This window comes from Longimicrobium sp., from assembly GCF_036399935.1.
In the GTDB taxonomy this organism is placed as follows: Bacteria; Gemmatimonadota; Gemmatimonadetes; order Longimicrobiales; family Longimicrobiaceae; genus Longimicrobium.
Map to the genome: position 1 here is coordinate 47,452 of NZ_DASWMD010000046.1, position 12,792 is coordinate 60,243.

The window sequence follows — 12,792 nt, forward strand, 5'->3', positions numbered from 1 at the left end:
TTGCCCTTCACCGGGGGGCGAATATTTTAGCATGTGCTCTTTTCAGGCTCCCCGGCGGGCGGTATCATACCGCATTCGCAACTCCCATCCGGAAGGCCGCTTGATGAAACGGATCGTCCTGCTGGCAGCCCTGCTCGCCGCGCCCGCCGCGGCGCAGCAGGTCAGCATCCCGCACACGATGTTCTCGCTCCCCAACGGGCTGCGCGTCGTGGTGGCGGAAGACCACTCCACGCCGGTGGTGGCGGTGAACGTGTGGTACCACGTGGGCAGCGGCTACGAAAAGCCGGGCCGCACCGGGTTCGCCCACCTCTTCGAGCACGTGATGTTCGAAGGCTCGCGCTACGTCCCCGAGGGCGACTTCGACAACCTGCTGGAAGCGGCCGGCGCCCGGAACAACGGCAGCACCACCACCGACCGCACCAACTACTACGAGGTGATGCCCTCCAACGCGGTGGAGCTGGCCCTGTGGCTGGAGGCCGACCGCATGGGAGGCCTGCTCGACGCCATGTCGCCCACCAAGCTCTCGGGGCAGCGCGGCGTGGTGCAGAACGAGCGCCGGCAGAGCTACGAGAACCAGCCGTACGGCATGCTCTGGGAAACGGCCTCGGCGCTGCTGTACCCCGCCGGCCACCCGTATTCGTGGACCACCATCGGCTCCATGGCCGACCTGGACGCTGCGCAGGTGGAGGACGTTTCCGAGTTCTTCCGCACCTACTACGCGCCCAACAACGCCACCATCGCCATCGTGGGCGACGTGAACACCGACCAGGTGCGCCAGTGGGTGACGCGCTATTTCGCGGGCATCCCGCGGGGCGGCGACGTGCAGCGCCCGCAGATTCCCGTGCCCTCGCTGGCCTCCACCGTCTACACCACGCGCGAAGACCGGGTGACCCTTCCCGAGCTGAGCATGGTGTGGCGCACCGGCCCCCGCTTTTCGGCCGACGAGGCCGCGGTGAACGTGCTGGCGGCGGTGCTCACGCAGGGCAAGAGCGCGCGGCTGCACAAGCGGCTGGTGTACGACGAGCAGGTGGCCGCCTTCACCGCGGCGTTCCACGAGGCCAACCTGCTGTCGGGCGACCTGTGGATCCGCGTGCGCGCCAAGCCCGACGTGGACCTGGACCGCATCGAGGCGGCGGTGAACGAAGAGGTGGCGCGCCTGGCGCAGACGCCCCCCTCGCGCGAGGAGCTGGACCGCGTGGTGAACACGCTGGTCACCGGCTTCGTGGGCGCGCTGGAAACGGTGGAAGGCAAGGCCGACCGGCTGAACGACTACCTCTACTACGCCGGCGAGCCCGACCACGCCGAGGAAGACCTGGCGCGCTACCGCGCCCTCACCCCCGCCGACATCCAGCGGGCGGCGCAGCAGTACCTGGCCGGGCGCAACCGCGTGGTGATCAGCTTCGTGCCCCAGGGCAAGACGGCGCTGGCCGCCGAGGAGAACCAGTGATGAACCGTACCATCGCGATCGCCGCGGCCGGCGCGGCCCTGGCCGCCTGCACCCCCGCCGCCGCCCCGGCCCCCGAAGCGGGTCCGGCACCGGCACCGGCCCCCGTCACGACGGCGCAGGAGTTTCCGCGCACGGCGCCGCGCCCCGGCCCCGCGCCCCAGGTGGACCTGCCGGACCCGGCGCGCATGCGGCTGGGCAACGGTTTGAACGTGGTCTACGTGCGCCAGGCCGAGCTCCCCGTGATCAGCGCGGTGATGGTCACCCGCGGCGCCGGAAGCGCCGACGAGCCCGCCGCCACGCCGGGGCTGGCGTCGTTCACCGCCAACATGCTGGACGAAGGCGCCGGCGGCCGGTCGTCGCTGGAGCTGGCCGACGCGCTGGAGCTGCTGGGCGCCACGCTCAGCACCGGCGCCGGGGTGGATGCCGCCCAGGCCAACCTGTACGTGCTGCGGCAGAACTTTCCGCAGGCGCTGCGGCTGATGGCCGACGTGGTGACGCGCCCCGACCTTCCGCAGCGCGAGGTCGACCGGCTGAAGCAGGAGCGGCTGACGCAGCTGGCCCGCGCCCGCGACGAGGCGGGCACCATCGCCAACTACGCGTTCTCGGGGCTGGTGTACGGCTCCGGGCACCCGTACGGCCGCTATCCCACGGCGAGTGCCACGCAGGCGCTTTCGCGGCAGGCCGTGGCCGCCTTCCACGGCCAGCGCTTCCGGCCGGAAGCCAGCACGCTGATCCTGGTGGGCGACGTAGACCCGGCCCAGATGCAGCCGCTGGTGGAGCAGGCCTTCGGCGGCTGGCGCGCGCAGGGCACGGCCGTGGCATCGGCGCCGCCCGCCGCGCCGCGGATCGGGCGGACCACCATCTACCTGATCGACAAGCCGGGCGCCGCGCAGTCGGAAATCCGCATCGGGCACCCGGGCGTGGCCCGCAGCACCCCCGACTACTACGCGCTGCTGGTGATGAACACGCTGCTGGGCGGCTCGTTCACCAGCCGCCTGAACACCAACCTGCGCGAAACGCACGGCTGGTCGTACGGCGCCAGCAGCGGCTACCAGATGCTGCGCGGCGAGGGCCCCTTCACCGCGCGGGCCGGCGTGCAGACCAACGCCACCGACAGCTCGCTGGTGGAGTTCTTCCGCGAGCTGGGCCGCATCCGCGCCGAGGACGTGAGCGAGGCGGACCTGGACAAGGCCAAGGCCTTCGTGGCCCTGCGCCTGCCCGACCAGCTGGAAACCACGCAGGACGTGGCGGGCCAGCTGGCCACCCTGGAGACGTACGGGCTGGACGCGTCGTTCTTCGACACCTACGTGCAGCGGGTGATGGCGGTGACCGCGGCCGACCTGCGGCGGGTGGCCAACCAGTACGTGCGGCCGGAGCAGTCGGTGGTCGTCATCGTGGGCGACCGCTCCAAGGTGGAGGCCGGCATCCGCGCCGCCAACCTGGGCCCGGTGGAGATCCGCGAGGTGACGGAGTTCGTGAGGTAACGGAGAGTGCGTTAGTGCGTTAGTGCGGGAGTGCGGAACAACCACTCACGCACTAACGCACTCACGCACTCACGCACTTCCCCTCGCCCCGGCGCGCGTCGCGAACGCTCGCCGGGGCTTTCGCACGGGCCCCGGCGCGGCTATTCTACCCGCCGCACACGCAACCCAAACCCAAGTCAGGAAATGGCGGAAGCGTTCGCGAGGGGAGGGCCCATGCTGCTGGCCGGCACGGCCAACCTCCCGCTCGCCGAAGAGATCGCGCAGGTCGTGAAGGTGCCGCTGGGGGCGGTGACCATCCAGCGGTTCGCCGACGGAGAGATCTTCGTCCGCATCGACGAAAACGTCCGCGGACGCGACATCTTCATCATCCAGAGCACCACCGCGCCGGCCGACAGCATCATGGAGATGCTGCTGCTGATCGACGCGGTGAAGCGCGCCTCGGCCGCCCGGGTGACGGCCGTGATGCCCTACTTCGGCTACGCGCGCCAGGACCGCAAGGACCAGCCGCGCGTGGCCATCGGCGCCAAGCTGGTGGCCAACATGCTCGTCAGCGCCGGGGCGGACCGGGTGCTGTCGGTGGACTTCCACCAGCACCAGATCCAGGGCTTCTTCGACGTGCCGGTGGACCACCTGTACGCGGCGCCCGTCTTCACGCGGTACTTCCGCGAGAAGCAGCTGACCAACCTGGTGGTGGTATCGCCCGACGTGGGCTCGGCCAAGATGGCGCGCGGCTTCGCTAAGCGGCTCGACGCCACCATGGGCATCATCGACAAGCGCCGCCCGGCCGCCAACGTGGCCGAGGTGATGAACGTCATCGGCGAGGTCGAGGGCAAGGACTGCCTCCTGTCCGACGACATGATCGACACGGCCGGCACCATGGCCGAGGCGGCGCGCGCGCTCAAGGAGCGCGGCGCCAACGACGTGTACGCCTGCGCCACCCACGCCCTGCTCTCGGGCCCGGCGGTGGAGCGGCTGGCGAACGCGCCGTTCAAGGAGATCGTGGTCACCAACACGGTGCCCGTTCCCCGGGAGAAGCGCTTCCCCGGCCTTACCGTGCTCTCCGTCGGGGAGCTGGTGGGGCAGGCGATCCGCTTCACCCACATCAACGAGTCGGTCAGCTCGTTGTTCGAGTAACACCAGGCGGTGCGCGGGCCGGGCCGTACGGGCCCCGGACGCGCGCCGTGTGACTTTCATCGCAAGGAGGTTTCGGATGGCCAGGACCACACTCAGCGCCACGCTCCGCAGCGGCGCCGGCAAGGGCGTCGCCCGCAAGCTGCGCTCGGCCGGGCAGGTTCCCGCCGTGCTGTACGGCCACGGCGACACGCCCCGCTCGCTCGCCGTCGACGCCCACCAGCTGGAGCTGATGATGGCGGCCGTGGGCCCCAACACCATCATCACCCTGCAGCTGGACGGCGAAGGCACCCAGGACGTGCTGCTGCGCGACGTGCAGATGCACCCGTACAAGCCCGAGGTGCTTCACGTGGACTTCTTCCACGTGCACGCCGGAGAAAAGGTGCACGTGAAGGTGCCGGTGCGCCTGACGGGCAAGCCCGTGGGCGTGCACACCGACGGCGGCATCCTGGACCAGGTGCTGTACGACCTGGAAATCGAGTGCCTCCCCAACGCCATCCCCGACGTGGTGGAGATCGACGTCAGCGGCCTGCACCTCGGCGAATCGGTGCGCGTGGGCGAAGTGCCGGCCGGCAGCTACAAGGTGCTCAACGACGCCGAGCTTCCCATCGCCTCCATCGTGGGCGCGTCGCGCAACGAGGGCGTGGAGACCGATGCCGAGCCCACCGAGCCGGCGCTGGTGAAGACGGGCGGCAAGGACGAGGAGTAGGCTGCCGTGCTGGAGCGCCTGCGGGCGCTGCTGGCGGGCGTTGCCGAACGGGAGGAGGAGGCGGCGGTGGCCGGGGCTAAGGTGATCGTGGGGCTGGGAAACCCCGGCCGCGAGTACGACAACACCCGCCACAACGCGGGATGGTGGCTTCTGGACGTCCTGGCCCAGCGCTGGGGCGTCCCGAAGTTCCGCGCGGAAAAGAACCAGGCCATCGCCACCACCCGGGTGGAGCCGTTCCAGGTGCGCCTGATCAAGCCGCTGACCTACATGAACCGCAGCGGCTCGGTGCTCGTTCCGCTCAAGCGGATGGGCGCGCTGGACCTGGGCAGGGACCTGCTGGTGCTGGTGGACGACGTGGCGCTGGAGCCCGGCCGCGTGCGGTTTCGCCCCTCGGGAAGCGCGGGCGGCCACAACGGGCTCAAGTCCATCGAGCAGGCGCTGGGCACCAAGGACTACCCGCGCCTGCGCATCGGCGTGGGGACCAAGCCCCCCGGCGCCGACCTGGCCGACTGGGTGCTCTCGTCCATGCCCCGGGGCGACCGCAAGCTCGTGGACGAGCGGCTCCCGGAGCTGGCCGAGGCCGTGGAAACGTGGATGCGCGACGGCATCGAGGTCGTGATGGACCGCTACAACCGCTAGGCACCGCTGCACCTGGACCGCGCCGGACTCCCTCCTTTCCGGCGCGGTTTCGCAGTTCCGGCATACCTCCTGCCTCAAAGGGCCAGCCGTGAACCCGACGATTCTTACCGACTGGCTGTGGGTCCTGGGGCTCCTGGGCCTGGGCTTCAACTGGGTGATCTGGGACCAGCTGCGCAAGCTGCCCCCGGGCAACGAGGTCATGCGCGCCCTGGCCGCGCAGATCCAGGCCGGGGCCTTGGCCTTCGCCCGCCGCATCGGCGTGGTGATGGCCGCCTTCGTGGGCGCCGCCGCCCTCCTGCTCTTCCTGGCGATGGGGTACCGCAGCGCCGGCGCCTTCGTGGGCGGGGCGGTGTGCGCCATGGCCGCCGCCCTATCGGGGCTGTTCGCCGCCGTCCGCGCCAACGTCCGCACCGCCGAAAGCGCCCGCTATCCGGGGCAGTCCGCCGCGCTGCAGACCGCCTTTTCCGGCGGCGCGGTCGCCGGGCTGGCCGTGGCCTCGCTCTGCATGCTGGGCGCGGGGCTGATGTTCCTGCTGGGCATTCGCCTTCCCGGCGTATTCGAGGAGGTGCGGTTCCGCGAGTACGGCGAGATCGTTCCCGCCTTCGCCATGGGGGCCGGCAGCATCGCCCTGTTCTCGCGGATGGGAGGCGGCATCTTCAAGACCTCCGCCGACATCGGCGCCGACCTGGTGGGCAAGGTCGAAGCCGACGTCCCCGAGGACGACCCCCGCAACCCCGCCACCATCGCCGACCTGGTGGGCGACTGCGCGGGAGGCACGGCGGGGATGGCGTCGGACCTGTTCGAATCCACCGTGGCCGCCGTGATCGCCGCCATCGCCGTGGGGATGACGGAGCGCACGCTCACCGGCTACGAGAACCGAATCGCCGCCGTGTCGCTTCCCCTGTTCGCCATCGGCGTGGGGCTGCTGGTGTCCATCGGCGCGGTGTACCTGCTGCGCCTGCTGGACCGGGGCAAGCCCGCCGAGACGCTGCGCAACGTGCAGCTGGCGGCGGCCGCGCTCTTCCTGCTGGCGATGTTTCCCATCGTCTACCTGCTCCCCTTCGACCTGGGCGACGAGGCGTCGGGGCGCGTGTACAGCTTCCTGGGGCCGTACTGGGCGCTGCTGGCCGGCACCTTGGCGGGGGTGGTCGTGGGCGGCATCACGGCGTTCTTCACCGGCCCGCGCGCCTCGCGGCTGATCGCGCAGGCGTCGAGCATGGGGCCGGCCGCCAACGTGCTGGCGGGCATTTCCGCCGGGCTGCAGTCGTCCGTCCCGGTGCTGCTGACCATCTGCGCGGCCATCGGGGTGTCGTACGCGCTGTCGGGGCTGTACGGCATCGCGGTCGCGGCCATCGGCATGCTGGCGACGGTGGGCATCACCATGACGGTGCACGCCTTTTCGCCCATCGCCGACAACGCGGGCGGCATCGTGCAGCTGGGGCACCTGGGGCCCGACGCGCGCCGGGTGACGGACGCGCTGCACACCGCGGGCAAGCAGCAGAGCGCCATCATCAACTCGTTCGCCATCTCGTCCGCGGCGCTGACGTCCATTGCGCTCTACGCGGCGTACGCCTCGTGGGTGGGGCTGGAGGGGATCAACCTGATCGATCCCATCGTGGTGATCGGCTTCCTCGTCGGCGGCGCGGTCCCGTTCGCGGTCGCCGCGCTCACCATCACCTCCGTTTCTACCGCGGCCCGCGCCATGATCGCCGAGGTGCGGCGGCAGTTCACCGACACGCCGGCCATCATGGAGGGCACGGTGCCCCCCGACAGCGTGGCGTGCGTGGACCTGGCGACGCGCATGGCGCTGCGCGGGATGGTGATCCCCGGCGTGGTGGCGGTCGCCGCGCCGGTGCTGATGGGCTCGCTGCTGGGGGTGGAGGCGCTGGGCGGGATGCTGGCCGGGGCCACGCTGACAGGCGTGCTGCTGGCGCTGTTCATGTCGAACGCGGGAAGCGCCTGGGACAACGCGCGCCAGATGATCCACACGGCGCCGGGCGGGCGCGGCAGCCGCGAGCACCTGGCCGCGGTTGTCGGTGACAGCATCGGCGACGCGTTCAAGGACACGGCGGGCCCGTCAATGAACATCCTGATCAAGCTGATGAGCCTGATCTCGCTCGCCATCGTCCCCTGGCTCCTCAGCCTGCCCATCAACGAGGGCAAGGGCGGGCCGGAGCCGGTGGAAGAGGCGGTGGCGTTCGTCTCACGGCTGGCGGCGGCCCTGCTCGCCTGAGCCATCCCGATAGCAACAGCGCCCCCGGACGAACCTCGTCCGGGGGCTTTCTATGTCCCGAAAAACCCGTCGCACTCGTGGCGGCTTCCGTTACTGGATGTTAGGGGTGTTCGCTTTTATATTGCAGGCGACCTCAGACGGAGACGCGATCGTGAACGACACGCCGAACACACCGCCCTCGCCGCACCCGCCGGAGTGGCTGCAATTTCAGCGCGAGATGGCTGCGCGTGGCCTGACGGTGAAGCTGCCGACCGTCGATCCCAATTGGACGCTGCCCGACCCGATCGAGGTTGAGGGCGAACTCGCTAGCCAGGCGGTAATCAGGCTGCGGAGAACGGCGCGATGGTGAGACGATACGTGTTCGACACGTCCGCGCTCGTGAAGCTGTATGTGGTCGAGCCGGACTCCACGACGGTGCGCGACATGCTGCGCGGTGCCGTAGCGGCCTCGGCTTCGACGCAGGTAATCGTGTGCGATTTCGCATTGCCGGAGACCGTCGCGGCGCTCAAGCAGATCGTCCGCAGCCGTACCGCTGCGCGCAGAGGGTTCAGTCCGGCGGCGTTCCGGCGCGCCGTTCCCCAGGTTTGGGATGACCTCACCAACGGCACGCCGCTCCTGGTGGTTCCCGCGTCGGACTATGTGCACTCCGCAGCGCGCATCGTGGAGCACCACGAGCTTCGCGCGCCTGACGCCGTGCACGTAGCGACGGCACTCGGGGTGGAGCGGCCGGTGATCTTCGTTAGCGGCGACGTGGAGCAGTGCAAGGTGGCGCGGGCCGAGGGGCTTGAAGTGATCGAACTCGCGGCATGATCCGTCGGAGGGGTGGACCTTGGCCCGTGGGAACGGGTACCGGGGGGACATCCATTCCCAAGTGATTGCACGACATGAAGATCCGTTTCGATTCCATCCGCCGCGCCCTTCGAGGCGCGGCGGTCCTGCTCGCCGTCACCTCTGCCGCCTGCGGAGACCTGCCGACGGGCCCGGCTCCGGAAGACGACCGGGTGCGCGGGATCGACGTCTCGCGCTGGCAGGGCACCATCGACTGGAACGCGGTCGCGGGTGACGACGTCGAAGTCGTGTTCATCAAGGCCACGGAGGGCGGCGACTTCACCGACCCGCGGTTCGCCGCCAACTGGGCCGCGGCCAGGCAGGCCGGCGTGCTGCGCGGCGCCTACCACTTCTACCGTCCGCAGACCAGCGCCACCAAGCAGGCCGAGCACTTCCTTCGCACCGTGCCGCTCGCCCCGGGCGACCTGCCGCCGGTGCTGGACGTGGAGGTGACGGATGGGGCGTCGCCGGACTCCATCGCGCGCGGCGTGCGGACCTGGCTGGAAGCGGTGGAGCGCGCGACGGGGCGCCGGCCCATCATCTACACGCGCGCCAGCTTCTGGACGCCCAGCGTGGGCGCGGCATCGAGCGAGTACCCGCTGTGGGTGGCGCACTACGGCGTGGCCGAGCCGAACCTTCCGGCGGGGTGGCCGGATTGGACGTTCTGGCAGCACACGGACGAGGGGCGCGTGACGGGGATCGCCGGCAACGTGGACCAGAACTGGTTCAACGGCACCCGCGACCAGTTGCGGACCTTCGCCGCCACCGGAGCGATTCCCGTGGACCGCTGACGGCCCGCGGGTTGACGGCACCCGCGGATGGGTGTACGTTCAGCGCTCGGCCGGGCTCTCAGATCTGAGGCCCGGCTTGTTCGTTTGGGATGAATCCGACTGCGTTCAACATATGCTGAAGCTGGGAATCGTGGGGCTGCCCAACGTGGGCAAGTCCACGCTGTTCAACGCGCTGACGGCTGCCGGCGCCGACGCGGCCAACTACCCGTTCTGCACCGTAGAGCCCAACGTGGGCATGGTGGAGGTGCCGGACCCGCGCGTGGACCTGCTCGCCGAAAAGGTGCAGCCGCAGCGGGTGCTGCGCGCCACGGTGCAGTTCGTCGACATCGCCGGGCTGGTGAAGGGCGCCTCGGAGGGCGAGGGGCTGGGCAACCAGTTCCTGGCCAACATCCGCGAAACCGACGCCATCGTGCACGTGGTGCGCTGCTTCGACGATCCCGACGTGGTGCACGTGATGGGCGGTGTGGACCCCGTGCGCGACCGCGAGGTCATCAACCTGGAGCTGGCGCTGGCCGACCTCGGCGTGGTGGAGAAGCGGCTGGAGAAGGCGCGCAAGGCGGCTCGCGGCAACGACCGCGACGCACAGGCGGAGCTGGGGCTGCTGGAGCGGCTGAACACCGCCCTGGGCGAGGGCCAGCCCGCGCGGGTGGTGGACGCGAACGACGACGAGCAGAAGATCCTTCGCTCGTACAACCTGCTGACCAGCAAGCCCGTCCTCTACCTGGCCAACGTGGCCGAGGACGACCTTCCCGAGGGCGACAACGAGCACGTGCGTGCCCTTCGCGCGTCGGTGGAGGCCAGCGGCGAGCGGGCGGAGATCATCCCCATCTCTAGCAAGATCGAGAGCGAGCTGGCCGAGCTTCCACCCGAGGAGCGCCAGGAGTTCCTGGCGTCGCTGGGGCTGGACGAGCCCGGCCTGCACACGCTGATCCGCGTGGGCTACCGGCTGCTGGGGCTGCAGGTGTACTTCACCGCGGGCGAAAAGGAAGTGCGCGCCTGGGAGATCCCGGTCGGCGCGCGGGCCCCGCAGGCCGCGGGGGTCATCCACAGCGACTTCGAGCGCGGCTTCATCCGCGCCGAAACGGTGGCCTGGGGCGACTTCGAGAAGATGGGCTCGGTGAAGGCCGCCCGCGACAAGGGGCTGATGCGGTCCGAAGGCAAGGAGTACGTGGTGCAGGACGGCGACATCCTGCTCTTTCGCTTCAACGTCTGAATGCTCGTGTAAGTGCGGGACCGAAGCAGGGTTGCAGGCCGGGTGCACCCCGCTGGTGGCCCTGCGGAGAACGAACGAGGAGGGGCATCGCACGATCCGGCGATGCCCCTCTCTCCGTTCGATGACCGGCTCTCCCCCGGCCGCGATCAGCCGGGTGCCCGGCGCCTACTTCCTGTAGACGAAGGCGAGCCCCTCCTCGTCCACCACCATTTTGCCATCGCCGATCGACGCGGGGTACGAATCCGAGGGGGACCGGACAAAAGTGATCCGGTCGTAGTCGAGGTTCAGAATATACGTGCCCTGCTCCGTATAGGTCTCCGTTTTCACCACGGTCCCCTCGGTCGTGCGGAACGTGAGCTGCAGGGTGTACGTCTCGTTCGGCTGCAGGGTCGTCGCACCGCTCGTGATCGTAACGTCAGCTCCCGTTCCGGACGGCACGGTGACCGGGAGCTTCTTGCCTTGCACGGTCCGGAGGGTGTAGGTGCCGGGGATGGATGCTTCGCCCGACCCAGTCGAGTCGTCATTGCATGCGGCGAGGAGCGGCAAGGCCAGCGCCACGAGGGCCAGGATGCGGCGGAGCTTCATGGGCAGTCATCACGAATGAGTGTGGTGCGAAACGCGGCGGCGGCGCCCGTGCAAAACAAGGTAACCCCGCCTGCCACCGCATGCGCAAGAGTTGCTGAGGGCGGATGCCCGGTCCTCGGATGGCCTACCGCGGGGCAGGTTCGGCCGGCTCCGCGGCCTCTGCCGGCGGCGCGCGGCGCTCGCGCCTGACGGTGAAGCCGATGATCAGCGCGTCGTTCACGTCCGAAGCGCCCAGGTAGCTGCGGTAGCGCGCGTGGAGCGCTCCACGCGGCGTCTCGACCGTAACCGAGGGCTCCCAGAAGCTCCCCGCCCTGATGTCCACCTCTTCGCGGTGACAGTCGCTGCAGTCGGTGATGGTGCGCGAGACGTGAAGAAAGCTCTGCCCCAGGTTCACTCCCGCCGAAAGCGTGGTGGGCGTGGTTTCGCCCACGTCCACCGGAGGCGTGCGCAGACCGGCGGAGAGCGTGCCGATCAGCGCGGCGACGCCGGAGGTCTTTTCGCCCCGGTTGGTGTTCTGCGTGAACGCCGCCTCGTCGCTCATGAGCACCATGCCGCCCTCCGCGTTCAGGCTCAGGATGCGGTAGGTGATGGCGCTCGCGGTGATCTGCAGGCCGTACGCGCGGTGCCCGACGCCGGCGCTGTCCGCGGCGACGGGGTTGATGGCGCTGGTGAGCAGGTCCATGCCGCCTCGGGTCTCGAGCGGCCCGGCCTGCGCCGCTGCGCCGTTCGCCGCCGCGAGCAGCGCGGCGGAAAAGCACGTGGCAACGATTTTCATGGGAGGGTGCGTGTGTCGGGTGGGTGATGGGCGCGAGGGCTGCCGGACGCGTGGGGGCGGGTCGGCCAGCCGTGCTCGCGCGCGGGGAAATGGGGGCGACCGGCGCCGGAGACATTATGCATCTGTTTCCGCGCTTGTTCAAGAGCCGTGGCCTGAACCGCCGCCCATGAGCCAGCCGGGGAGCTGGCGGATGCTTTCCAGCCGCGCGAACTCCTTGCCCTGCAGCGCCTCGTCGGGCACCTGCTCGTGGATCCAGGTGATGGCGTAGGGGATGTGCACCGCCGCGCCGCCCGCCTGCAGCACGGGGAGCACGTCGGACTTGAGCGAGTTGCCCACCATCACGAACCGCGGCGGGTCGATGCGGTGCCGCGCGATCACCCCGGCGTAGGTGCGCGCGTCCTTTTCCGAGACGATCTCGATGGCGGAAAAGTGGTCGCCCAGGCCCGAGCGGGCCAGCTTGGCCTCCTGGTCGAACAGGTCGCCCTTGGTCAGCAGCATCAGGCGATGGTTCTCCGCCAGCGCCTCCACCGTCTCGGCCACCCCGTCCAGCAGCTCCACCGGCGCCGTCAGCATCTCACGCCCCATGTCGACGATGCGCTGCACCTCGCTCCCCGCGATGCGCCCCTCCGTCAGCTCGATCGCGGTTTCGATCATCGACAGTGCGAAGCCCTTCACCCCGTACCCGAAGTGCTGCAGGTTGCGCTTTTCGGCCGCGTACAGGCGCTCGTCGATCCACGCCGCGTCGTGGTAGGGCGTGAGCAGCGCGCGGAACCGCTCCTGGGTGGCGGTGAAGATGGGCTCGTTGTGCCACAGCGTGTCGTCCGCGTCCAGCGCGACGACGTCGAAGGCGGGGGTGCGCGTGCCTGGCATGGATGGGTGCGGTGCGGGTGCGGATCGCTGGACGGGCGACAATATGCGCTGCGTCCCGCCGGGGCGCGACGGCGGGGGCCGGGTTGC

13 protein-coding genes are annotated in these 12,792 nt (G+C 70.0%); 10 read left to right on the forward strand and 3 right to left on the reverse strand.

What is annotated here, in order from left to right; genetic code table 11:
• Positions 1–103 precede the first annotated feature (103 nt).
• The 10 genes from VGB24_RS14485 to ychF all read left to right on the forward strand — a co-directional run bounded on the left by VGB24_RS14485 (position 104) and on the right by ychF (position 10,475).
• Entirely contained in the window at positions 104–1,447 is a 1,344-nt protein-coding gene (locus tag VGB24_RS14485; protein ID WP_331073665.1) for a pitrilysin family protein, read from the forward strand.
• Complete coding sequence (locus VGB24_RS14490; protein WP_331073666.1) at positions 1,447–2,931, forward strand: pitrilysin family protein; 1,485 nt, start codon at positions 1,447–1,449, stop codon at positions 2,929–2,931. The genes VGB24_RS14485 and VGB24_RS14490 overlap by 1 nt, the downstream gene beginning before the upstream one ends.
• 213 nt (positions 2,932–3,144) lie before the next feature.
• Positions 3,145–4,065 (forward strand): ribose-phosphate pyrophosphokinase, encoded by a 921-nt coding sequence (locus VGB24_RS14495; protein ID WP_331073667.1) that lies wholly within the window; start codon positions 3,145–3,147, stop codon positions 4,063–4,065.
• A 76-nt stretch (positions 4,066–4,141) separates the two neighbouring features.
• On the forward strand, positions 4,142–4,771 hold the full coding sequence (locus VGB24_RS14500) for a 50S ribosomal protein L25 (RefSeq protein WP_331073668.1): 630 nt from the start codon (positions 4,142–4,144) through the stop codon (positions 4,769–4,771).
• 6 nt (positions 4,772–4,777) lie between these two features.
• Complete coding sequence (gene pth, locus VGB24_RS14505; protein ID WP_331073669.1) at positions 4,778–5,410, forward strand: aminoacyl-tRNA hydrolase; 633 nt, start codon at positions 4,778–4,780, stop codon at positions 5,408–5,410.
• A gap of 88 nt (positions 5,411–5,498) precedes the next feature.
• On the forward strand, positions 5,499–7,643 hold the full coding sequence (locus tag VGB24_RS14510) for a sodium-translocating pyrophosphatase (protein ID WP_331073670.1): 2,145 nt from the start codon (positions 5,499–5,501) through the stop codon (positions 7,641–7,643).
• A gap of 151 nt (positions 7,644–7,794) precedes the next feature.
• Positions 7,795–7,992: a hypothetical protein gene (locus tag VGB24_RS14515; protein WP_331073671.1), complete on the forward strand. Its 198-nt coding sequence runs from the start codon at positions 7,795–7,797 to the stop codon at positions 7,990–7,992.
• Between the two features lie 8 nt (positions 7,993–8,000).
• Entirely contained in the window at positions 8,001–8,453 is a 453-nt protein-coding gene (locus tag VGB24_RS14520) for a type II toxin-antitoxin system VapC family toxin (RefSeq protein WP_331073672.1), read from the forward strand.
• 74 nt (positions 8,454–8,527) lie between these two features.
• On the forward strand, positions 8,528–9,262 hold the full coding sequence (locus tag VGB24_RS14525; RefSeq protein WP_331073673.1) for a glycoside hydrolase family 25 protein: 735 nt from the start codon (positions 8,528–8,530) through the stop codon (positions 9,260–9,262).
• A 112-nt stretch (positions 9,263–9,374) separates the two neighbouring features.
• Positions 9,375–10,475 (forward strand): redox-regulated ATPase YchF, encoded by a 1,101-nt coding sequence (ychF, locus tag VGB24_RS14530; RefSeq protein WP_331073674.1) that lies wholly within the window; start codon positions 9,375–9,377, stop codon positions 10,473–10,475.
• Positions 10,476–10,640: 165 nt separating this feature from the next.
• On the opposite strand, the gene VGB24_RS14535 is transcribed toward ychF, so the two are convergent.
• The 3 genes from VGB24_RS14535 to VGB24_RS14545 form a co-directional block, all read right to left on the reverse strand.
• A complete protein-coding gene (locus VGB24_RS14535; protein WP_331073675.1) occupies positions 10,641–11,060 on the reverse strand; it encodes a hypothetical protein in 420 nt (139 codons plus the stop codon).
• A gap of 124 nt (positions 11,061–11,184) precedes the next feature.
• A complete protein-coding gene (locus tag VGB24_RS14540) occupies positions 11,185–11,835 on the reverse strand; it encodes a hypothetical protein (RefSeq protein ID WP_331073676.1) in 651 nt (216 codons plus the stop codon).
• A 138-nt stretch (positions 11,836–11,973) separates the two neighbouring features.
• Entirely contained in the window at positions 11,974–12,705 is a 732-nt protein-coding gene (locus VGB24_RS14545) for an HAD family hydrolase (protein ID WP_331073677.1), read from the reverse strand.
• Between the last annotated feature and the right edge of the window lie 87 nt (positions 12,706–12,792).